Origin of the sequence: Motiliproteus coralliicola, assembly GCF_003345655.1 — a bacterium.
Lineage (GTDB): Bacteria > Pseudomonadota > Gammaproteobacteria > Pseudomonadales > Balneatricaceae > Motiliproteus > Motiliproteus coralliicola.
In genome coordinates this window covers 121,605-141,916 of the sequence record NZ_QQOH01000003.1, presented here as the reverse complement: position 1 = coordinate 141,916, position 20,312 = coordinate 121,605, and the positions used below count along the sequence as shown (strand labels likewise).

The following is a 20,312-nucleotide window of genomic DNA, read 5'->3' as shown; positions in this document are numbered from 1 at the left end:
GTCTGGTCCTGACCTACCTTATAAGTATTGTTTTAGGGCCATGCCCCCTATCGAGGGCGCGCTGCTATATCCTACCTTAGTAGAACATCAGCGGGGCGTAAGTATGGTGGGAGAGTTGGGGTAAAAGCGAGTTAAAAAGGTGACTTCCTTGATGCGGATCAGGGTGCGTGTAGGTATTGACGATCCGTTCCATGGTTCCGTCAGCCCAAACCTGGGCTAGAGATTCGTCGAGCACAGACAACAGGCTTTGCTTCTGAGCCACCGACGCAGCCTTAGAAAACATAAAGAAGGCGGGGCGGGGCTTGTTCAGCGGTTGCTGAACCATGCTGATCGCTTCGCTCAGCCCCAGCTGCTTGGCGGTATAGTTGACCACCTGCTTAGCGTCGATGTAGAACTCAACGCGGCCGTTGAGCAACATCAACAGGCCGCTTTCGGTGTTGTAGTTGAAGGTGACTTGAAAGGCGCCGGCCTCGCGGGCCGCGTCAAAATCCGGGCCCAGACTGTAACCGGCCGGGATAGCGATTCGGCGGCCGCGCAAGCTTTCGATGCCGGTATAGTTGAAGTGCTGGCCCCGGTTGGTGAACAGATGGAAACTGCTGAGGTGGATCGGCAGGGCGGAGAAGTAGGCGAATTTCTGCCGCTCGTCGGTCTTATAGGCCGACAGTAGCATCTCGGCCCTACCCGTTTTGATCAGGTTGAGGGCGCGTTTCCAAGGCTGGCATTCCAGGGTGTAGCTGCGTTGCGCCCGCTCAAACAGGACCTGAATAATATCGATGTCGATCCCTTTGGGCTTGCCGTCCTGGCACCAGGTGAAGGGCTTGAAGTCCTGATTTGCGATTATTCGAATCGGGTCGGCCTGGGCGCCGACGGACAGCAGCCCGGTCATCAGGGCGAACCCAAGCGGCAATAAACGACGGTATAAGACAGCAGCAAGTATCATCGAGTTACTACGAGGCAGATTTGACGGGGTAAAAAAAAGCCGATCCATTGGATCGACTCTTCGAGTTTAGCAGACACTCGTTTAGAAGAAGCTTATGTTGAAGACGCCGTCGTTGAAGTAGCAATCATAAGCTTCGCGGTAGTCCGGTTTGTGGTCGAGGATACATTCATCGATCTTTTCGCGCTCACTCACATCGCGATAAACCCGTTTGCGCACGTACTTCATCCAGTCTTGGTAGTTACGCTTTTCTTTGATACAGAAGGTCTGCATCCCTTTATTGCCGGGCCACTGTGATTTGCACAGGGTGGCAATATTATTGGGGGTTTCGGCATAGCTGTTGAACGACAACAGCGCCAGTAGCAAAACCACGATTCGTGCCATCAGGAAGCTCCACTTTCCATAAGTTAGGCCCATCCTAGTGAGTAAAGCGGCGCTCGGCAAGCGGGCGCCGTCTGGGCATTCTTATTGCTGATAGCTGGACAGGAAGGTGCCGATCCGGCCGATGGCGTCTCGCAGATCGTCCTCTCGGGGGAGAAAGACGATCCGGAAATGCTGGGTATCCGGCAGGTTGAAGCCAGATCCCTGTACGATCAGGATTTTCTGCTGAATCAACAGGTCCAGCGCCAGCTTTTCGTCGTTGTGGATCGGATACATCTTGGGATCCAGTTTCGGGAACAGGTACATCGCACCCTTTGGCTTGACGCAGCTGACGCCGGGAATCTCGGTCAGCATCTCGTAGGCGGCGTCACGCTGATCTCGCAGTCGACCGCCGGGCACGATCAATTCCTGAATACTCTGGTAACCACCCAAGGCGGTCTGGATGGCGTTCTGGGCCGGGACATTGGCACAGAGTCGCATGTTGGACAGCATGTCGAGCCCTTCGACATAGTCGCGGGCGCGGTGCTTGGGGCCGCTGATAATCATCCAGCCGGAGCGGAAACCGGCCGAGCGGTAGGTTTTGGACAGACCGTTGAAGGTCAGGGTCAGCACATCATCGCTCAGTGAGGCCATCGGAGTGTGAACGGCATCGTCGAACAGAATCTTGTCGTAGATCTCGTCGGCGAACAGGATCAGGTTGTGCTGGCGCGCCAGTTCGATGATCTGCTCCAGCAACTCGGGCGGGTAGACCGACCCGGTGGGGTTGTTGGGGTTGATCACCACGATGCCTCGGGTCCGATCGGTGATCTTACTGCGGATGTCGTCGATATCCGGGTACCAGTCGGCCTGCTCGTCGCACTGGTAGTGAACCGGATTGCCGCCGGCCAGGCTCACGGCGGCAGTCCACAGCGGGTAGTCCGGCGCCGGGATCAGCATCTCATCGTTGTCGTTGATCAACGCCTGCATCGCCATCACGATCAGCTCGCTGACCCCGTTGCCCAGATAGATGTCGTCGATGGTAACGCCGGGGATCTTCAAACGCTGGGTTTCGTGCATCACCGCCTTGCGAGCCGCAAACAGGCCTTTGGAATCACAGTAACCCTGGGCCGCAGGCAGATTATGGATCACGTCCTGGATGATCTCTTCGGGGGAGTCAAAACCGAACGGCGCCGGGTTGCCGATATTCAGCTTGATGATCCGCTGACCTTCCTCTTCGAGACGTTTGGCCTCTTCCAGTACAGGTCCACGAATGTCATAGCAAACGTTGATCAGCTTGTTGGATTTCCTGACGACGGACATCTTTTCCCCTTTATCCCGAGTTCCGGCTGTTTGGCGTACAAAGCTCCAATCATACGTGTCGCTCTGGGGACGGGGAAGTGGGCAAAGGTACAAAGTACGGGCTTTCTGGGGCTTTGATGGGCCTTGGAATCATGCCGCAGTAAAGCGCCCGCTAATGACTACACTTAATGCTTGAGCAGTTTGATCGGATTACAGATGAGTTAAAAAATTGAGGACGCACCCATGAAAACGATCGGACCCCTGCTGGCAGCGTTGCTGTTGGCAACCAGTGCGCCGCTGATGGCCCAGCATCATGGCGGCATGTTGACCTATCAGGTCGATGGTCAGGATTACGAAGGCTATTACATCAGTCCATCGGACGGCGCACCGCTGGTGTTGCTGATCCATGACTGGGACGGCTTGACCGACTACGAAGTCAAACGGGCGCAGATGCTATCGGCGCAGGGATACGCCGTGTTTGCGATGGATCTGTTTGGTAAAGGGGTTCGACCGACCGAAGTGAAGGATAAGCGTCAGCATACCGGGGAGCTGTATAAGGATCGCGCCAAGATGCGAGCCTTGATGAACGGCGCGATGGAGGTGGCTCGTAGCCAGGGCGCGAACGTGACTCAGGCGGTGGCAGCTGGGTATTGCTTCGGTGGAGCGGCAGTGCTGGAGTGGGCTCGTTCCGGGGTTGATCTTAAGGGGTTTGCGACCTTCCATGGCGGCCTGAAAACCCCCGAAGGGCAGAACTACAGCGCGACTCGATCCAAGGTGCTGGTGATGCATGGCAGCGCCGATACGGCCATTCCGTTGAGCCAGTTTGCCGCGCTGGGAGAACAACTGGAAGCCAGTTCGGTCCCCCATGAGATGATCACCTACAGCGGTGCCCCCCATGCGTTTACCGTGTTTGGTTCGCCCCGCTATCGGGAAGGGGCCGATAAGCAATCCTGGAAGCGATTCAGCGAGTTTCTGGCCGAGCAGCTGTAGCAGGGCAGGAGTGTAGAGGGGCGCTTGTCGATACTGGCGGCAGGATCGAACTTCCTGCTGTCTATGGTCGATCCCTTGCCGTCGAAAGCCAAGCGGCGCTAAAGTGTCGACCTTTAGATGCAGGGCTGGGCACGATGAAAAACTTTGACTGGATTCTGGAGCATGTCAGCAACCGGGAAGATGCTGACTACGCGTTCAGCCGCCTTCCTGAGGTCAAGACCCCGGAACAGCTGATAGCGATCAGTGATGATCGCTATCTGTCGGATATGTGTCGGCGGGTCTTCCGTGCCGGGTTGAAACACTCGCTGGTGGACAGTAAATGGCCAGCCTTCGAAACGGCGTTTTTCGGCTTTGACCCGCTGAAGCTGACCTATATGAGCGACGAACAGCTTGAGGCGCAGATGCAGAACAAGGCGATCATTCGCCATTGGGGCAAGATCAAGTCGATCCGAACCAATGCGTTGATGGTGCATGAGCTCTCGCAGACCCATGACGGCTTTGGGCGCTTTATCGCCGATTGGCCGGTGGACGATATTATCGGCCTCTGGGCGCTGTTGAAAAAGCGCGGAGCCCAGTTGGGGGGACAGTCGGGGGCTTCGTTCCTGCGCATGGTGGGCAAAGATACCTTCCGCCTCAGTCATGACGTTATCGCCGCGCTGAAGGCGCAGGGGGTGATTGATAAGGCGCCGACCGCCAAGCGGGATCTGCAGAAGGTGCAGGATGCCTTCAACACCTGGCAGCAGCAAAGTGGCCGCCCGGTTAGCCATATCAGTATGCTGCTGTCGTTTACAGTCGGATAACGTCGAGAGCTTTCCCGATGGCCATGCTCAACCAACCGGTATTCCTGTTCGACTGGGGCGACACCCTGATGGTGGATCACTCGCGCATCGACCCGCAGCGATTCCAGGGCAAGATGGCCGACTGGCCGAAGGTGGATCTTGTCGAAGGTGCCCGTCAGGTGCTGGCGGCCTTATCGATCCGGGCGGAGCTCTACCTGGCCACCAGTGCAGCGGATTCCAGCGAAACGGAAATACGAACCGAGTTCGAGCGCCAGGGATTGGATAGCTACCTGAGTGGTTATTTCTGCCGTCAGAACCTGGGTCTGGGTAAGGACTCGGTCGACTATTATCCCAGCATCCTGGCCCGGCTGGGGTGTGAGGGCGCTGATGTGGTGATGGTTGGCGATTCGTTGTCCAAGGATGTTGAGCCAGCACTGGCCTCCGGTTTGACCGTGTGCTGGCTGAACCCGCAAGGACTTGAACTGCCGCCAGTTGTGGATGCCAGCGGGCGTATCCATGAGCTCCGAGTGCTGTCCGATCTGTTATCGCTGATCAAGCCGCTAAAGTGAGGCCGGTCAATCACGCCAGAACGGTTTGTCTGCTTCCTGTTGCGCGTCTCCGATACTGACACCGATATCCTTCAGTTGATGGCTGTCCAGCTGGGCCAGTTGGCGTCTTGTGCGCCAGTTCTGATGCCAGTGCCGCAACAGCAGGCGCAAAGAGGTCAGTGACAGTGAGCGCCGGTTGCAAGCCCTGCTGACGGCATTCTCAGTACGATCAGCTGCTAGATGTTCTCTTAAGCATATGTTGTTGCTGTGCATGGTGTTGATCTCCGTTTGTCTTGATGACAAGGCCTATATTCTGGATATTGGCGAGATCTGACAAACGACTAATTTTGCTCTATGGTTAAGAAAAATTTATCCATAGGGGCCGCCGTGAAACGTCTACCTCCGTTGAAATCGCTGCAGGCATTCCGCTTTGCGGCCGAGGAGCTGAGCTTCAAGCAGGCGGCCGATCAGCTGCACGTGACCCAGGCGGCGATCAGCCAACAGATCAAGACGCTGGAACAATTTCTGGGGGTGACGCTGTTCACCCGGCTAACCCGGGAGGTGGTGCTGACCGACGCCGGACGCCAATTGCTGCCCTATGTCAGTCGAGGCTTTGAAACGCTGGAGCAGGGAGTGGAGCGGCTGGGGGAGGATCCCAGGCCGGAGTTGCTGAACCTGACCGTGCTGCCCTCGTTTGCCGGGCGTTGGCTGGTGCCCCGGCTGGGTAGCTTTCAGCAGCAAAACCCGGAGCTGAGCCTGCAGCTGTCGCCGAGTCTGACGGTGGCCGATTTCGAAGGTACCGAGCTGGACCTGGCGATTCGATTCGGCCAGGGACAGTACCCGGGGCTGGAATCACGGTTGCTGCTCAAGGAGTACCTGCTGCCGGTGTGCCACCCCTCCCTGATCGATCTGGATCGACCCGCCGCGGAGCAGTTGCAGGCGCTGCCGTTGCTGTCGGATGTGGCGCCGGAGATGGAGCATATCCGAGAGGAGGTGTTGGAGCAGATCGGGGTCGATGTGGACCGGGCTTCCAGCCGCTTGTTGGTGTCGGATGCCACCATGCTGGTGGAGGCGCTACTCAGTGCCCAGGGGTTCGGAATGCTGCGCTACAGTCTCTGTTACGAGCTGCTGGAGCGCGGTCAGCTGGTCTGTCCGCTGCCGATGCTGCTACGCTGTGCCTACGATTATTACCTGGTCGCGCCGCAACGGCATTTCAACCGCCCGAAAGTGAAGCGCTTCGAAAGCTGGGTTCGCCATGAGCTGCAGCAGGTTGAGCAAAGCTTCAACCGGTTTTGCGACCAAACAGGTATCACCCATCCAGAGGCATAGCCGCACTGTCATGACCCAGATCGCATCGACACCGAAACCGCCATACTACGCGGTGATCTTTACCAGTACCCGCACCGACGGGGATAACGGCTATGCCGAGATGGCTGAGCGGATGGTCGAGCTGGCCGCCCAGCAACCGGGCTTTCTCGGAGTGGAATCGGTCCGTGACGGACTGGGTATCACGGTCTCTTACTGGCGTGATCTGGACGCGATCAAGGCTTGGAAAGCCAACGCCGAACATCAGCAAGCCCAGATTCTGGGGCGAGAGCGCTGGTATGCCGACTTCAGTGTGCGCATTTCGCGGGTCGAGCGGGAGTACCGTCTCTGAACTCCCGCCTGATTACGTCATGGCTGAGCGCCGATACCAGCGAGCGCCGCTGATACTAGTAGAGGCCAATCGTGCTCAGTGAGCGCGTGAATGCCAACCCAGCGGAATTTCCAAGGCGGAATCACCGGTGGGATTCGGCATGCCGATCATCTCTTCATAGACCCCATCATGGCGCAAAACATATTGCTCTACCTGGAGCGATTCCATCAGCTCGCGAATTTCCGTCAGGCTACGGCTGCAGTAGGGGGTGTCGCCATAGTACAGCAGGCTGACCTGGTCATTTTGGGTTACCGATACCTGATAAGTCATCTGCTCAAACGCATGGATCACAACCTTATGGATCGGTTGCAGGGCTTGGAGATCGGATAAGTGAAGTTTCATGGTACTACCCTCTGAACTCAGCGGTTAGCCGAGTGATTGTTGACCCTAACCTCATATAGTTTGGTCGTTTCACAGGTGTATACGGTCGAGAGGGAGGGTTGGATCTCAACCAATAGCTATCGGATTGAACGCTGAGGATGACTGGCTTGAACTGCTAAGTGAGTAACGCTGGTTTCAAGGCCTGAGCAAAGGGTTGAACGATCGCCCCAAGGCAGAATCCAGCTAATCGACGTCTAACTCCCTCACTCATTCAACATCAGCAGCTGCGGGCCAGCCAGCGTCGGTGCCATTGCCGCAGTTGTTGGGGTGATACCAGAATAATCAGGTTACCCAGCAGTACCAGCGCGATACCCACCAGCCCTTCCGGGCTCCATTGATAGCCTTCCAGCCAGGTGGAGATCTGCAATGCGACGATCGGGAAGATCAGGGTGGCGTAGGCTGCCCGGTCGGCACCGATACGTCCCACCAGGGTCAGATAGCAGCCGAACGCGACGATGGAACCAAACAGCGTCAGGTACGCCAACGAGGCCAGGTAAGGCAGCCCGGTATCAAACACCAACGGCTTGTCGCTCAGCAGTGCGATCACCAGCATCGCCAGGCCGCCGTAACTCATGCCGAACGCATTGGTTTGAATTACCGGTAACTGACTGCGTTGATTGCGGGCCGAACAGATATTGCCCAAGGACGCACAGTAGGTCCCCAGCAGAACGATCAGCAACGCCTGAAACTGAGGGCCGCTGAAATCAAAACTGCCTTCGGCCGGTTGGAATACCAGCATGATCCCGAGCAGTCCCAGCAGACCTCCGATCACGACCTCTTTGCGCACCGGTTGGCCCAGAAACAGGGCGCCATTGACGATATTCATCATCACGATGGTGGAAAACGTCAACGCGATCAGCCCCGAGGTCAGATGGGCGGTGCTCTGGTACATCAGCCAGTAATTGATTCCGAACAGACAGAGACCCTGCAGCAGCATAAACAGATGCTCACGGCGGCTGAACGACAGACGCATTCCCGTCAATCTGCAGAATGCCAGCAGCAACAGTCCGGCAAGCAGGAAGCGGTAGGCCACCGAGACCAGCGGATCGACCATGCCGAGCTGGAACTTGATCGCGTAGAAGGTCGATCCCCAGATCATGACGGTGGTGAGGTAGAGAGTGATGCTGTTCATGGTCGATGTCCTGTGGGTTGCCGCCGGCTTTGCTCCTTATGACTTGGCAGTCTAGGATTGCTGGATCTGACAATACATGTACAATTTTGAAGATAAGTTTGAAAACTGTACTGGTGTAGTGGCCGGTACAGTCGTCGGGACCAAGTGACAGGGCAACTACCATGGTGATGATCAGTATTAACCAGCAGGATGAGCTGCCGCTGGTGGAGCAGGTGGTTCGAGGAGTCAGCCGCCAGATCGATGAACGGGTACTGCGGCAGGGGGCTCGCTTGCCGTCGATCCGTCAGTTTGCGAACGACCACCGGGTCAGCCGGTTCACCGTGGTGCAGGCCTACGATCGCCTGGTGGCGGCGGGATATCTGGAATCCCGTCAGGGCTCCGGGTTTTACGTCAGCAAGCCGGTGGATGCGGTAGCGGCGAATGAGGCTGCCTGTGATCTGGATCGGGCCGTCGATATCCTATGGTTGCTGCGGCAATCGATGCAGCAGCGCCAATTCGAATTGATGCCCGGCTGTGGTTGGCTGCCCCCCGAGTGGCAGGATGCCAGTGCTTTGCAGCGGGGGTTACGCACCCTGGCGCGGGGGCGTAGTCGCGCCTTGGTCGAGTACGGCAATGCGTTTGGTTATCTGCCGCTGCGTCAGGACCTGCAGCAGCGGCTGGGGGAGTTGGAGATTGCGGCATCGCCGAATCAAATCGTAACGACCCACGGTGTCTCCCAAGCGCTCGATCTGTTGTTTCGCTACTTTATCCGCCCCGGCGATAAGGTGTTGGTGGAGGACCCGGCTTATTTCAACCTGTTCGGTCCTCTGAAGCTGCTGGGTGCGGAGTTGATCGGCGTGCCGCGTAATCAGGATGGACCCGATACCGCAAAACTGGAGCAACTGATCCAGCAGCATCATCCCAAACTGATGATTACCACCGCCGTGCTGCATAACCCGACCGGTACCTGCATCAGTCAGGCGGTCGCCTATCGCTTGCTGCAACTGGCGGAGAAGTACCAGTTGATGATTATCGAAGATGATATCTACGGTGACTTCCATGGCGGGCGGGCGACCCGACTGGCGGCGCTGGATCAACTCAATCGGGTTATCTATGTCAGCAGTTTCTCCAAAACGATTTCGGCCAGCGTTAGAGTCGGCTACCTGGCCTGCCATCCGGATCTGGCGCAGGAACTGGTGGATTTGAAGTTGCTCACCCAATTGACCAGTTGTGAAACCAGCGAACGACTGATTCATCAGATATTGAGTGAAGGGCATTATCGTAAATCGATGATGCGATTGCGTAGCCGCTTGGAGCGCGCACGCGAGCAGACGATCGGGCCGTTGGAAAGCCTGGGAATGGGGCTCTATGCCGAGCCGGAATACGGCTTCTTCCTCTGGACCCGATTACCGTCGGGCTGTGAATGGAACGCGGCGGAGCTGGCCCATCGAGCGCTGGAGAGCGAAATGATGTTGGCGCCTGGCAATATCTTCAGTCCGCAACAGTCGATCTCTCCCTGGCTGCGCTTCAACGCGGCTTTTTGTGCGGACCAGCCGCAGGTGTTTGAGCGTTTAAAGCCATTGCTGGAATGTGCGGCTTCGGATGAGTGATTAGTGCCACTTTGCCGAAAATTCAGGCTAGGCTTATAGGCAGAATCGTGGTTATTCCCGAAGCCATAAAACTTACTGTTGGCTCTGGGATTAGGCTGAGATTCTATCGCCTTCAGGCGCCTGTAGAGCCTGGTGACGACTGATCTGAAGGTTTGGGAGGAAGTATCATGAAGTCCATCAAAGTGAAAGATTACATGAACGACTATGTCCTGAAGTTCAGCCCGACGGATGACATGTACCGGGCGATCGAAGGGTTGCGCCAACGAGATGTTTCCAGTGCGCCGGTGTTGGACAAGGACGGTCGATTGGTGGGAATGCTGTCACAGTGGTGCTGTTTGCGCAGTCTGGTGCATGGCAGTTATTTCGAAGAAGTGGGCGGTCAGATCGGTGACTTTATGCAGACCGAGCTGGTAACCGCCGGTCCTGACGACGACATCGTCGATGTGGCGGAGATGCTGGTGGAGCGGCAATGGCATCATGGGGTGCCGATCATGGATGGAGAGCGGCTGGTCGGGATGCTGAGTTGCAGCGATATTCTGACCATGGTCAACGAGTTCGAAAAAGGTAAGCCGCCGAAGTAACCATGGCTGGGATCACAGCGCATAGTCGAAGGGCTGCAATAGCTGCTAGCCGTTGAATATCGACGACACAATCTCTAAAACCAAGGCTGCCTGATTGGCGGCCTTTTTTATTGCCTATGCAAGGGCTTGTTCGCAGGTTCCTTAACCGGCGGTCAGTGCCCGTTGAATGCCCTTCAGGTCGTTCGGCTGGAGCTGGATCGAGTCCAGATGGAGTCGATAGCTGATGTAGTACTTGTAGCTGCCAAGGACATAATCCACCGGTTGACGACCGAGGGAGCGAGCCGTGGTCAGCTCGACATTGTCGAACCAGCGATTCGGATCCAACCCCTGCTGTTCCGCCAGGCGGCGAACCCGGCGGATCTTATCGGGGCCGGCAAAGTAGGCCGCCCAGCTGAAAAATAGCCGGTCCTGTTCTGAGATTCCCGGATCTGCGAAATAGCTACGCTGCAGATAATCCAGGTACTTGGCTGCCGCGTGAACGTTATTCTCCAGATCGTGGGTGTTGCCGACCTGCAGATCGGATCGACGTTGGTAGGCGAGTGGGATCTGCATAATACCGATCTCACCTTCGCGGCCCCGCTTAGAGTGATCCATATTGGAGGCCTGGTAGGCCTGGGCGGCGAGGGAGATCCAATCCTGGTTGTAGCGTTCGGCATAGCGGGTGAACAGGTCCACCAGATGGCCGAGCGTTTCGAGATTATCCGGTTGCAGTGGACTGGCGATCCAACGGGTGTCCTGATAGTAACGCTGGAACAGTTCGCTGTTGTTATTGCGCTCTAGCTGAACCGCAAACTGATTCAATTTCTCCAGCAGTTTGGGATTGTCGTAACGGGTAGCCCAGGCGATCTTGCCGTTTTTCAGCAGGGGGAAGGCGCTATGAACCTGCAGCCCCTCCAACACCGAGCGCCAGATCTCGGCGATATGGTTATCGGCCACCACCATCGGGATAGCTTGGGCGTTGACCAACTCCAGCAGGTCTTCGGCGGCCAGGTGGGGAGCGGCGATCTGAATATCGATCGGTTCCAGCCCCTGGCGGGTCATGTCGATATTCAGCTGGCTAAGCCGTTGAAGGTGGCTGCTGTTGCCACGGACATAAACTGATTTACCGGCCAGGTCCGCGAGTTGCTTGATCGCGGGGCTGGAACGGTGACTGACCAGCACCTCCTGGACGTTGTTGAGGTAAGGGGTCGAGAAGGCGAGTTGCAGCTTGCGCTGTTCGGTAATCGTCAGGTTGGCGGCGATCAGGTCTCCCTTGCCTGCCAACAACGACGGAATCAACTGGGCAAAAGGCACCGGAATGTAGTCAAACTTGACCGGCCTGGTTGGATCGCTTTCGTTCAAGAAATCCTTGAAGGCTTCCATATGCTCGTATTCAAAGCCGCGAATCTGCTCCCGATCGGTGAAGAAATTACTGCGGCTATAGGCAACCAGTATCCTTAGGGTTTGGCGTTCTCGGAGTTTATCCAGATCACCGAAGAAAGGTTGCTGCTGCCATAGCAGTTCCGACGGTGTGGCTGCCCGGGCAGGGTAGGAGAGCGCGACCAACAGTATCACCAAGCACAACAGCGACAACCCCAGCAGGCGCGGATTCATGGGTGGCTGTTGCACCAGAGTACGGATATTAATACGAGATCTCATCATCAGATCGAATCATACACTTGCTGGGTCTGAGCTTGGTGCAGGATGGAAGCCACAGCTGCTACGCCGGATTTCATTCCTCAAGGCCTGCACGGAGTATAGGTCAATAGCGCCTTATCAGCGCCACAGTATCGCTTACAAGGTTTGAAAAATCACCAACTTGGCGGCATTGAGATAGCTGGGGTTATGGACGATACTGACCCGATTCAGTAACGGGTTGCTACGGTGCATATGCTCAGTTCTCTGAAGTCGCGATTATTTCTTTTACTCTGTTTGGTGGCGCTACCGGGCGTTTTCACGATTCAGCAAACGGCTGTCGAAAAGCGGCAGTCGATTATTGCCCAGAGTAAACGACAGGCGATAGAAACGGCTGAAGATCTCTCCATCAGACAAACCAAAATCATCAACGAAACCCGCGATTACCTTAGGTTTCTCGCTTCCTCCATCCAGGTACAAAATCCTTCCCATCCACGCTGTGGCCATTTTCTGAGCTCAGTATTGAAGCTCAATCCCAGTTACATCAATATCGGCGTCCCCGGTGCTGATGGTGAACTGCTTTGTAACGCTCTGCCATTGACTAAAAAGGTTAACGTCTTCGATCGGGAGTATTTCCAGCAGAGTCTGACCAAGCGAACCTTTGCCATCGGAAACTATCAGTTGGATCGTGCGGCCGGAAAAACCAGCGTCAACTTTTCCTATCCCGTGATTGATCCCGATAACCAGGTTGCGGGGGTGGCGGTTGCCGTGGTCTCACTGGACTGGTGGAGCCGGCAGTTGTCCGAACACAAGCTGCCTGAGGGAACGGTCGCCTTTATTACCGATTCCACCGGGCTGGTGGTGGCGAATTACCCGCCGGAACTGGGCCGCCAGGGGAAGCCCGCCAGTAGCTACGGCGTATCAATCGACAGCGCCACCGACTACGCCCTGGGCGCCGATATTATCCAGACCCAGGATGGCAACCGGGTGTTTATCCATAACACCCTCTACGCCAAGGAAGACGGCAGCAGGGTTAACGTCAGTATCGGGATACCGATCGATCAGGCGCTGGAGCAGGCCGATATCGCTTTCTATAAGAGTCTGTCCTATTTCGCGTTGTTTATGGTCGTTGTGGCCCTGATCGCTGCCCGGGCGATGCACCTGAGTATCATCAGCCCGCTACAAAGACTGACAGTTGCGGCTTCGAAGCTGGAACAGGGCGAATTCAGCCACCAGCCGGTCCTCAGTGGCGTTCGCGAGATCCAGGATCTCAGTACCCACTTCGAAACCATGGCACGAGCACGACTCACCGCCGAGAGTCGATCCAATCGTCAACGCGAGGAGCTGGATTCGATCTTTAATGCTCTGCCGGATCTGTACTTCAGGCTCAATATCGAAGGGGTGATCCTCGACTATAAGGCCAACAACCCTGACGAGCTCTACACAAGTTCGGACAAGTTTCTCGGCAACAGGATGGTCGACGTCTTGCCGCCCGGCACGGCTGAGCTGTTCGAAGACAAACTCACCGAGCACTTCAAGACCAAGCAGCTCACCAGCTGGGAATATCCCCTGCTTATCGATGGTCAGGAGCTGTACTTCGAGGCCCGGGTCAGCTCCATCAATAACTCGGATGATGCGGTGCTGGTGATCCGGAATGTTACCCGGCAAAAAGAAGCGGACCGCTCCATGCGCCTGGCTGCTCTGGTCCACGATAACAGCAGCGAGTGCATGGTGGTCACCGATCGAAACGGCATCATTCTGAACGTTAATCCCGCTTTTACCCGGGTGACTGGTTATGGAAAAGAGGAGGTGATCGGGCTCAAGACCAGCGCACTGTCATCCGGCCGACATGACAAAGATTTCTACCGGGAGATGTGGGGCGTCCTGAAAACGGAAGGGCGCTGGCAGGGTGAGATCTTTAACCGTAAGAAAAATGGTGAAGTGTTCCCGGAATGGCTGAGCATTAACACGATCTTTGATGAGTACGGTGAGCCTGCCCAACATGTGGCGCTGTATCGAGATATCACCGAGCAAAAGAAGGCGGCCGAGGTGATATGGCGTCAGGCTCACTTCGATGACCTGACCGGGCTGCCTAACCGAAATACCCTCGGCGATCGCATCGATCAGGAGATCAAAAAGGCCCATCGCAACGGTAGTTCGGTGGCGCTGCTGTTTCTTGATCTGGACCTGTTCAAGGAGGTCAATGACACCCTGGGGCACGATAAGGGTGATCTGCTGCTGCAACAGGTCGCGCAACGACTGGTTCGCGCCGTTCGAGAAGAGGACACGGTCGCCAGACAGGGCGGCGACGAATTTACGATCGTGATGGGGGATATCGAATCGATAGCGCCGGCCGAGCGGGTCGCTGAAACCATCATTGAACTGCTTAGCGAACCCTTCCGCATCGATGAGGACAATATCTATGTATCGGTCAGCATCGGAATCGCGTTTTATCCCGATGATGCCACTGACAGCAATGAACTCATCAAGTCTGCCGACCAGGCCATGTATGCCGCCAAAGCCGGCGGGCGCAATCGCTTCAATTGCTTTACCCGGGAGATGCAGGATCGTGCCATTCATCGAATGGAAATGATCAAAGACCTACGGATCGCGCTGGATGAGGGCCAATTCAGCCTTAACTACCAACCGATTTTCTGCTTGAAGAGTCGCCGCCTGCATAAAGCCGAAGCGCTGATACGCTGGAATCATCCGGACAAGGGGTTGATCAGGCCTGATGCATTCATACCGTTGGCCGAAGAAGTTTTCTTGATCTCGGCGATTGGTGGCTGGGTCTTCGAAGAGGCCTGTCGGGCGGTCAAGGTCCTTCGAACCCAATATGGGGAGAGTTTTCAGATCAGCGTTAATCTCTCCCCGGCACAGTTCTCCGATGCGGACCATAATCTGCTCCACTGGCTGCCCAAAATGCAGCAACAGGGATTGGACGGCAGTGCGATCGTGGCGGAGATCACCGAAGGCATGCTGATGAACAGCGATGCCGCCAGTCTGGAAAAGCTCTTGGCGTTCCGAGACGGGGGAATTCAGGTGGCGCTGGATGACTTCGGCACCGGCTACTCTTCGCTGGCTTATATTCAGGAATATGACATCGATTACATCAAGATCGATCGAGCCTTTGTTAAGAATCTGGCTGCCGACTCCGACTCCTATGCGCTTTGTGAAGCGATCATCGTGATGGCCCATAAACTCGGGATCAAGGTCATCGCGGAAGGGATCGAAACCGAGCAGCAACTGGAGCTGCTGATCGCCGCGAACTGTGATTACGGCCAGGGTTTCCTGTTCTCTCCCGCTGTGGAGCTTGAAACCTTCAGCCAACTAGCGCCGATTTTTGACGCTGCCGACTAGCCACGGGGACGAAGGCAAAGACCGTGGCGGTCACCGCCTGCGGTTGGCGCGCGTCCAGTTGACCCTTCAACCCTGATGGACGACGCTGACATCCTCGAGCTTGCCGGACTTCTGCCAGGTAACCTGATAGCGTTTGCCGGTACCGCTCAATACCGACCCTCCTGCCGTTTTCAGGCTTAACACCACGCGCCCGGCGCAGCTTCCCTTGAGGCAGCGACAGGGATCACCGGGGGCGGCATTGTCATCAATACTGAAGCCCTCAAACACCACTTGCTGATCAGGCTCCAACCGCTTCAGCGGTACTTCGTACTCGAAGATACAGGAGTGTGCGGCATGATCGGTGTTGAAAACCACATCAATATTGGCGATCAGTTCACCGACTTCATAGGTTTTGTTGGTGCCGTTTTTGACGGTGAAATTCAGCTCGAATCGGTTCGGATCCGGGCTGACATTAGGGTAGATGGGGTTGTCATTTTTGACGAAATGCAGATGGCAGCCGGTCAGTAGCGCCGCACTAATGACACCTACGTAGAACACTCGGTTTGGGAATAGGTTCAGATAGCTCATATCAATCACCTCTTGTGGGCAATCCAGAGGCACTGCTTACGACGCTTCTGTCAGGATGGGTAACCTCTCTATTCGTTACTGCAGCATTAAGAGAACAAAGAGCACGAGAGCCCTCAAATGCGTTTAGAGGGCTGCTGGCCTGCTTCGTGGGACGCCATTCAGGCGTCACTTCAGCTCTTGGTAGATCAGGCCAAAAAATCTCTAGTAGACAGCGAATAGTGGACGGCTATCTTAACGGGATAGTGCAAGAGCAGATAAAAGACAAGAAGATGGAGCAATGAATGAGTCTTGCTCCGGAGGCAGAGCTTCTGACAAGGCGGTTTTCGGCTCGATGGACGCCTGCTAGGATTGGTCCGCAGATTTATCAGCCTTAAAACCTCGGCAATAGGGCATGATAAGCCAATGTTAGGATCCCGGTCATAACATGAAAAGTTCAAAACCAAAGGAGTAAACATGAAGATAATCGGCGCAATTATATCGATCTGCTTGGCTTTTTATCTGTTCTTTCAGGCCAACGCGATGACGGAGATTAGCTTGGAACGTCTCGGCTATATAGCTGGGGGCGTTATCTTGGTTGTGGCCACTATCTTTGTCTTTATTCCAATGAATAAGGACCGCAGCGATTAGTCGATCGTTGAGTTCAAGCGGGCCGCTGGGGGCTAGGCTGTGGTTATCGTCTGTCGCACGGTTCTAAGAGGCTGGGTAACCCAGAGGTAAGAGGCGCAGAAGGTTGCCGGTGAGGTGGTTGAGCAGGAAGCTCACCCGGCCTGCAGTACAGGATCAGCGGCCGGGTGGTTTAAAGGCGAGTCTTTAAAGAATGCAATGTTTAGTGAAGTCTTTGGCTTCGTTTGCGGTCCATTCGCCTTTCGGCTTCTCCTTGAGATCTGTACACCACTCTTTACTCCCTACTTCAGGAGAACAGCCCTGTAAAAGGACAGCCGAGAATGCCAGTGCACATGCCATAAAACATTTTTTCATAAGTGGGCCTTTTTCTACGGGTATAACGTCTAAGTAGTTGGATCTACTTTAATTTGATGTGGCGAAAAAGATAGGCCTGATCCGCCATTTCGTCAATCTTAAACTCAGACGCAGCAATCTTCCTTGCTTTCTTTGTTTGAATTAGATCGCCCGATAATATCGCCGGACAAATCATTCTAAAAAATTAAATAGAGCTTTGTTGCGTCAACGGGGTTTATCACTCACTACGACCACGGCCATTCTCTTTTCGGCGTTTGCGGTCTTCTCGAGCCATCTCTTTTTTCAGCTTGCGCTCTTCGCGCTCCATTTCCTTTTGCAGCTTCCGATCTTCACGCTCCATCTCCTCACTCAGCTTCCGCTCTTCGCGTTCGCGCTCTGCATAGTCTTTACGTTCTTCGCGTTGCTGTTCCTGATAGCGAAGGCGCTCTTCCCTCTCAAGCTCGCGTTCACGCATGGCGTGTTCACGTTCATCTTCTCGCTGCTCTAACCGATATTCGCGCTTATCCCGCTGTTGCTCTAAGCGGTATTCTCTTTCCTCTCGTTGTTGCTCTAAGCGAGCCTCTCGTTCCGCTTTTTTATGAGAATCAGCGACGGCAGGAAGGCTAGTCACCGAAGCCGATAATGCGAGTGTGATAAGTAGATATTTAGCATTCATGATTCAGAATTCCTTTGCTTGACGAAGCACTGCAATGGTCGATGCAGACTCACTATATCGTAGTATGTTGAACGGGGGATGAACTGGGTGAAAGCCGCTTTATCTGGATGTAGGCTGAAGCGTTGAATGCCTATTTAACGCCACCTGTTAGCCACTAACGGGGTAGGTGAGTTCGCCATAACGCCGCCTTAACGGGCTGGAGCAGCGCAGCTGCGGAAGTCCGATTGTCTGTAATTGTTATATTTCAGGCCCAATGCCTGACTCTTCATCCGAAACCAAAAGCTCCCAAAAGAAAGTATCAGATATTTTTGCGGTGTCTGAAACAAAAGAAACGAATTCGTCATACTCCGCCCGTGTCATTGGGTTGTTTTCTAATTCGACGGGAAAACTTCTGTCCTGAGACAGCTTTAAAAACTTATCCATTACAGCGAGAAAGCTGTAGTATGAACTAGAGATTAATTCTGCTACCCAAAAACCTCGACCATGGGTAGCCGTAAATACCACCAAATCATCAGTTGAAATATCTACGAATATTGGGTCACCACAATCGGTGATGTGACCAATTACGACCCAGGATTCTTGCCAGTCGCCTTGTTCCATGCCCGTAAGGGGTTCTCCATTTGGATGTACGGAGTACCCTAATTGAGCTTTATCTAATTCGCTAGGATCGAATAGTTTTATCCCAGTGTAACCGAATGAGACATCCATACTCTTAAACTTCGATTTATCGTATTCCATTGTGCTCTCTAGGAAATATAACGCCGCGCCCCGCATAGTAGTGCGTAAAGTTAAACGCTTTGTTATGTGCATTAATTGAAACTTGTTTATTAATAGTAAATATCTTCTTTTTTAAGTTTTGTTGTTTTATAAAAGCTGTAAAAATTAAAAACAATACAAAGAATTATTACAATCGAGCCACCTAGGAATATGTAAAAACTTATTGAGTTATCATATCTTCCTTCTTTTGCTGTACTAAATTTAGGCAGCAAGGATGAGTAGATAATTGATATTTCTTTTGTTTTGTATAGTTTCAAGTGCCTTTTTTTGTATGACTTGATGTACTGGCCTACTTGAGTTTTTCCCGAGCTGTCACTAAATGAATAATATATGACAATGCTTTTTCTACGTGTAGCGGAATCCTTTACGCTACTCACACTTGCCGTTGCTTCTACCGGGAAAGCATTTATTGCTGCATAGGAAATGGCGCTGTTCTTTGATATAAGAATTAATCCAATAAAGGGGAATGTAAGAATTAATGACCAAATTCTGCTTGTGTAATAAAAATCACGTTTGGCTTCCCTTGGATAAAACATTACACCTTACCTTTGAGCATCAGCCATTAGAGCACATAACGCCGCATTAACGGGACGAAAAACCGCGCAGCGGTTTTGAGTTCCGAGCCAGCTTGCTGGCTGAAGTTGAATGCCTTGTTATGTTTCAACTGTACCTCTCAGACTCTATCAGTAAGTCGTTTAGCAACTGCTTGGCATCTAAAACCAGACACTGCCAACCGAGGTTTGGAAAGACAGCGACTTTCATGCCGTCGTTGCTTAGTTGTTCAAGACCTTCGGTGATTAAGAACTCATAATCAAATTCTTCGGCCTCATGCCCAGGCCAGTGCTCGTCAGCGATGCGTTGAGCATATTCAGGATGAGGCCAAAAGGGGAAGTAATCTAAATCGTCAGGCGTTGCTGGGGTAAGCCAACCCTCGGAATTCCGGACACCCCAAACTTGCTGCCAGTCGGCGACCTTGGAAATGAAGTGGCGGTAACGCTCATCGTCTGAGAGATCGTTCACAGCTTGGAACTGCTGCTCATTCATTTTGTAAGGCACGATCTCTCCTTGAAACATAACGTCGCAGTAACGGGACGAAGCCGCGTAGCGGCGGAGTTCCGTGCCCAACGTAGTTGGGCATTAAGTTGACTGCCTTGTTAGCGATCACTAGGCTTGAGCCTCCGCTAGTTCCCAGACTGGTAAATAGAGACCATAGAGTGCTGCGGGTACATATAGCACGCCCAGGACAAAGATAAACAGCACTGGGAGTACGTAGCTTTTACCCTTAGGCATTCGCTGATAGATGATGCCTAAGGCAGCTAAGGGGAGCAGCCAAATCCAAAATGTACTAGCCACGATGACTTCAGTGAAAAAGGGGAGCTTTGCACCAAAACCAGTAAAGATACTTTCATACTTTGGTACGGAGACTGATGCTGCGATAGCTTCTAAAACCAGCAGCAGAGTAATGAAACCTGTGAAGATCTTTGCGGCCAAACCAATATTTCCTTTTGCACTCGGGGCTTCCACACAGTATCGCTAACGCCGCCGTAACGGGACGAAGCTGCGTAGCAGCTGAGTTCCGTGCCCAACGTAGTTGGGCTGAACGTTGACGGCCTTGTTATGTGGCATTGCTGCACACTCCTTTGGTCATGTCATGCTCTTGTGGTTCGAGTATGACCTGATCTTTGATAACCCCGCTTACTGAAACCACAATACTTCCGGCTTTAGCTAATTGCTTACCATCTTGTAGGAATACATAGAAAGATGGTGACAGCTTTTGCCCGAAGGTAAACATGAGATCCGTTCCACACTCCTTGATTGAAGCCTGCCCGGATTCATTAATTATTAGTAAGCCGGTAACTCTATCTATCGGCTTTTCAGTACACCCCGTAGCGATAAAAATCGTCAAAAGAAAGTAGAGTATTAGCTTCATTATCTATGCCACATAACGCCGCAATAACGGGGCGGAGCAAGCTTGCTTGCGGAGTTCCGAGCCCGAAGGGCTGAAGTTGATTGCCTTGTTAAGTTGCAAGCCCATTTGTAACCGCCAGGGCCATTGTAAGGCCGATTAA

At 53.9% G+C, this 20,312-nt stretch carries 24 protein-coding genes; 9 read left to right on the top strand and 15 right to left on the bottom strand.

What is annotated here, in order from left to right:
- Positions 1-76: 76 nt before the first annotated feature.
- The 3 genes from DV711_RS11450 to DV711_RS11440 form a co-directional block, all read right to left on the bottom strand.
- Positions 77-886, bottom strand: coding sequence for a substrate-binding periplasmic protein (locus DV711_RS11450; protein ID WP_165840093.1), 810 nt, complete (start codon positions 884-886; stop codon positions 77-79).
- Between the two features lie 135 nt (positions 887-1,021).
- Positions 1,022-1,321 (bottom strand): hypothetical protein, encoded by a 300-nt coding sequence (locus tag DV711_RS11445; protein WP_114695843.1) that lies wholly within the window; start codon positions 1,319-1,321, stop codon positions 1,022-1,024.
- 81 nt (positions 1,322-1,402) lie between these two features.
- Complete coding sequence (locus DV711_RS11440; RefSeq protein ID WP_114695842.1) at positions 1,403-2,617, bottom strand: pyridoxal phosphate-dependent aminotransferase; 1,215 nt, start codon at positions 2,615-2,617, stop codon at positions 1,403-1,405.
- Between the two features lie 222 nt (positions 2,618-2,839).
- Here DV711_RS11440 and DV711_RS11435 point away from each other — a divergent pair, with 222 nt between their 5' ends.
- From DV711_RS11435 to DV711_RS11425, 3 genes are all read left to right on the top strand, one after another.
- Positions 2,840-3,586, top strand: a complete 747-nt coding sequence (locus DV711_RS11435; RefSeq protein WP_114695841.1) for a dienelactone hydrolase family protein — start codon at positions 2,840-2,842, stop codon at positions 3,584-3,586.
- 134 nt (positions 3,587-3,720) lie between these two features.
- Positions 3,721-4,386, top strand: coding sequence for a DNA-3-methyladenine glycosylase I (locus DV711_RS11430; protein ID WP_114695840.1), 666 nt, complete (start codon positions 3,721-3,723; stop codon positions 4,384-4,386).
- A 17-nt stretch (positions 4,387-4,403) separates the two neighbouring features.
- The gene (locus DV711_RS11425; RefSeq protein ID WP_114695839.1) at positions 4,404-4,934 is read left to right on the top strand and encodes an HAD family hydrolase; all 531 of its coding nucleotides are present in this window, start codon (positions 4,404-4,406) and stop codon (positions 4,932-4,934) included.
- 6 nt (positions 4,935-4,940) lie between these two features.
- Here the strand turns inward: DV711_RS11425 and DV711_RS11420 are convergent, their stop codons facing one another.
- Complete coding sequence (locus DV711_RS11420; protein ID WP_114695838.1) at positions 4,941-5,186, bottom strand: DUF1127 domain-containing protein; 246 nt, start codon at positions 5,184-5,186, stop codon at positions 4,941-4,943.
- A gap of 114 nt (positions 5,187-5,300) precedes the next feature.
- Here DV711_RS11420 and DV711_RS11415 point away from each other — a divergent pair, with 114 nt between their 5' ends.
- Together DV711_RS11415 and DV711_RS11410 are read left to right on the top strand one after the other, a co-directional pair.
- The gene (locus DV711_RS11415) at positions 5,301-6,242 is read left to right on the top strand and encodes a LysR substrate-binding domain-containing protein (protein WP_243633803.1); all 942 of its coding nucleotides are present in this window, start codon (positions 5,301-5,303) and stop codon (positions 6,240-6,242) included.
- 10 nt (positions 6,243-6,252) lie between these two features.
- Positions 6,253-6,570: an antibiotic biosynthesis monooxygenase family protein gene (locus DV711_RS11410; protein ID WP_114695837.1), complete on the top strand. Its 318-nt coding sequence runs from the start codon at positions 6,253-6,255 to the stop codon at positions 6,568-6,570.
- A 75-nt stretch (positions 6,571-6,645) separates the two neighbouring features.
- Here the strand turns inward: DV711_RS11410 and DV711_RS11405 are convergent, their stop codons facing one another.
- Positions 6,646-6,951, bottom strand: coding sequence for a DUF6482 family protein (locus DV711_RS11405; protein WP_114695836.1), 306 nt, complete (start codon positions 6,949-6,951; stop codon positions 6,646-6,648).
- Between the two features lie 256 nt (positions 6,952-7,207).
- Positions 7,208-8,122 carry a DMT family transporter gene (locus tag DV711_RS11400; protein ID WP_114695835.1) on the bottom strand — a complete coding sequence of 305 codons (915 nt, stop codon included), beginning with the start codon at positions 8,120-8,122 and terminating at the stop codon, positions 7,208-7,210.
- 161 nt (positions 8,123-8,283) lie between these two features.
- Between DV711_RS11400 and DV711_RS11395 the strand changes: the two genes are divergently transcribed.
- Together DV711_RS11395 and DV711_RS11390 are read left to right on the top strand one after the other, a co-directional pair.
- On the top strand, positions 8,284-9,711 hold the full coding sequence (locus tag DV711_RS11395) for an aminotransferase-like domain-containing protein (protein ID WP_114695834.1): 1,428 nt from the start codon (positions 8,284-8,286) through the stop codon (positions 9,709-9,711).
- Positions 9,712-9,878: 167 nt separating this feature from the next.
- The gene (locus DV711_RS11390) at positions 9,879-10,292 is read left to right on the top strand and encodes a CBS domain-containing protein (protein ID WP_114695833.1); all 414 of its coding nucleotides are present in this window, start codon (positions 9,879-9,881) and stop codon (positions 10,290-10,292) included.
- A gap of 141 nt (positions 10,293-10,433) precedes the next feature.
- Here the strand turns inward: DV711_RS11390 and DV711_RS11385 are convergent, their stop codons facing one another.
- Positions 10,434-11,930, bottom strand: a complete 1,497-nt coding sequence (locus DV711_RS11385; protein WP_165840092.1) for an MltF family protein — start codon at positions 11,928-11,930, stop codon at positions 10,434-10,436.
- A gap of 231 nt (positions 11,931-12,161) precedes the next feature.
- Between DV711_RS11385 and DV711_RS11380 the strand changes: the two genes are divergently transcribed.
- On the top strand, positions 12,162-15,266 hold the full coding sequence (locus tag DV711_RS11380) for a bifunctional diguanylate cyclase/phosphodiesterase (RefSeq protein WP_114695831.1): 3,105 nt from the start codon (positions 12,162-12,164) through the stop codon (positions 15,264-15,266).
- Positions 15,267-15,332: 66 nt separating this feature from the next.
- Here DV711_RS11380 and DV711_RS11375 read toward each other — a convergent pair whose 3' ends face one another.
- Positions 15,333-15,833 carry a hypothetical protein gene (locus DV711_RS11375; protein ID WP_114695830.1) on the bottom strand — a complete coding sequence of 167 codons (501 nt, stop codon included), beginning with the start codon at positions 15,831-15,833 and terminating at the stop codon, positions 15,333-15,335.
- 453 nt (positions 15,834-16,286) lie between these two features.
- Between DV711_RS11375 and DV711_RS19490 the strand changes: the two genes are divergently transcribed.
- On the top strand, positions 16,287-16,460 hold the full coding sequence (locus DV711_RS19490; protein ID WP_165840091.1) for a hypothetical protein: 174 nt from the start codon (positions 16,287-16,289) through the stop codon (positions 16,458-16,460).
- Positions 16,461-16,643: 183 nt separating this feature from the next.
- Here DV711_RS19490 and DV711_RS11370 read toward each other — a convergent pair whose 3' ends face one another.
- The 7 genes from DV711_RS11370 to DV711_RS11345 form a co-directional block, all read right to left on the bottom strand.
- Positions 16,644-16,796: a DUF3012 domain-containing protein gene (locus tag DV711_RS11370; protein WP_243633823.1), complete on the bottom strand. Its 153-nt coding sequence runs from the start codon at positions 16,794-16,796 to the stop codon at positions 16,644-16,646.
- A gap of 232 nt (positions 16,797-17,028) precedes the next feature.
- Positions 17,029-17,466, bottom strand: a complete 438-nt coding sequence (locus DV711_RS19355) for a hypothetical protein (RefSeq protein WP_133297448.1) — start codon at positions 17,464-17,466, stop codon at positions 17,029-17,031.
- Positions 17,467-17,703: 237 nt separating this feature from the next.
- Entirely contained in the window at positions 17,704-18,204 is a 501-nt protein-coding gene (locus DV711_RS11360) for a hypothetical protein (protein WP_114695827.1), read from the bottom strand.
- An 89-nt stretch (positions 18,205-18,293) separates the two neighbouring features.
- Positions 18,294-18,779: a hypothetical protein gene (locus DV711_RS19350; protein WP_133297447.1), complete on the bottom strand. Its 486-nt coding sequence runs from the start codon at positions 18,777-18,779 to the stop codon at positions 18,294-18,296.
- Between the two features lie 124 nt (positions 18,780-18,903).
- Positions 18,904-19,299 carry a DUF2750 domain-containing protein gene (locus DV711_RS11355; protein WP_165840090.1) on the bottom strand — a complete coding sequence of 132 codons (396 nt, stop codon included), beginning with the start codon at positions 19,297-19,299 and terminating at the stop codon, positions 18,904-18,906.
- 108 nt (positions 19,300-19,407) lie between these two features.
- On the bottom strand, positions 19,408-19,734 hold the full coding sequence (locus DV711_RS11350; protein WP_114695825.1) for a hypothetical protein: 327 nt from the start codon (positions 19,732-19,734) through the stop codon (positions 19,408-19,410).
- Between the two features lie 124 nt (positions 19,735-19,858).
- Positions 19,859-20,173 (bottom strand): hypothetical protein, encoded by a 315-nt coding sequence (locus tag DV711_RS11345; RefSeq protein ID WP_114695824.1) that lies wholly within the window; start codon positions 20,171-20,173, stop codon positions 19,859-19,861.
- Between the last annotated feature and the right edge of the window lie 139 nt (positions 20,174-20,312).

Coding starts and splice junctions, on each gene's coding strand:
- DV711_RS11445 (WP_114695843.1), bottom strand. CDS start 1,321: ATGGCACGAATCGTGGTTTTGCTACTGGCGCTGTTGTCGTTCAACAGC.
- DV711_RS11440 (WP_114695842.1), bottom strand. CDS start 2,617: ATGTCCGTCGTCAGGAAATCCAACAAGCTGATCAACGTTTGCTATGAC.
- DV711_RS11435 (WP_114695841.1), top strand. CDS start 2,840: ATGAAAACGATCGGACCCCTGCTGGCAGCGTTGCTGTTGGCAACCAGT.
- DV711_RS11395 (WP_114695834.1), top strand. CDS start 8,284: ATGGTGATGATCAGTATTAACCAGCAGGATGAGCTGCCGCTGGTGGAG.
- DV711_RS11425 (WP_114695839.1), top strand. CDS start 4,404: ATGGCCATGCTCAACCAACCGGTATTCCTGTTCGACTGGGGCGACACC.
- DV711_RS11450 (WP_165840093.1), bottom strand. CDS start 886: ATGACCGGGCTGCTGTCCGTCGGCGCCCAGGCCGACCCGATTCGAATA.
- DV711_RS11410 (WP_114695837.1), top strand. CDS start 6,253: ATGACCCAGATCGCATCGACACCGAAACCGCCATACTACGCGGTGATC.
- DV711_RS19355 (WP_133297448.1), bottom strand. CDS start 17,466: ATGAATGCTAAATATCTACTTATCACACTCGCATTATCGGCTTCGGTG.
- DV711_RS11375 (WP_114695830.1), bottom strand. CDS start 15,833: ATGAGCTATCTGAACCTATTCCCAAACCGAGTGTTCTACGTAGGTGTC.
- DV711_RS11345 (WP_114695824.1), bottom strand. CDS start 20,173: ATGAAGCTAATACTCTACTTTCTTTTGACGATTTTTATCGCTACGGGG.
- DV711_RS11405 (WP_114695836.1), bottom strand. CDS start 6,951: ATGAAACTTCACTTATCCGATCTCCAAGCCCTGCAACCGATCCATAAG.
- DV711_RS11385 (WP_165840092.1), bottom strand. CDS start 11,930: ATGAGATCTCGTATTAATATCCGTACTCTGGTGCAACAGCCACCCATG.
- DV711_RS11400 (WP_114695835.1), bottom strand. CDS start 8,122: ATGAACAGCATCACTCTCTACCTCACCACCGTCATGATCTGGGGATCG.
- DV711_RS11430 (WP_114695840.1), top strand. CDS start 3,721: ATGAAAAACTTTGACTGGATTCTGGAGCATGTCAGCAACCGGGAAGAT.
- DV711_RS11420 (WP_114695838.1), bottom strand. CDS start 5,186: ATGCACAGCAACAACATATGCTTAAGAGAACATCTAGCAGCTGATCGT.
- DV711_RS11390 (WP_114695833.1), top strand. CDS start 9,879: ATGAAGTCCATCAAAGTGAAAGATTACATGAACGACTATGTCCTGAAG.
- DV711_RS19350 (WP_133297447.1), bottom strand. CDS start 18,779: ATGTTTTATCCAAGGGAAGCCAAACGTGATTTTTATTACACAAGCAGA.
- DV711_RS19490 (WP_165840091.1), top strand. CDS start 16,287: ATGAAGATAATCGGCGCAATTATATCGATCTGCTTGGCTTTTTATCTG.
- DV711_RS11380 (WP_114695831.1), top strand. CDS start 12,162: ATGCTCAGTTCTCTGAAGTCGCGATTATTTCTTTTACTCTGTTTGGTG.
- DV711_RS11360 (WP_114695827.1), bottom strand. CDS start 18,204: ATGGAATACGATAAATCGAAGTTTAAGAGTATGGATGTCTCATTCGGT.
- DV711_RS11370 (WP_243633823.1), bottom strand. CDS start 16,796: ATGGCATGTGCACTGGCATTCTCGGCTGTCCTTTTACAGGGCTGTTCT.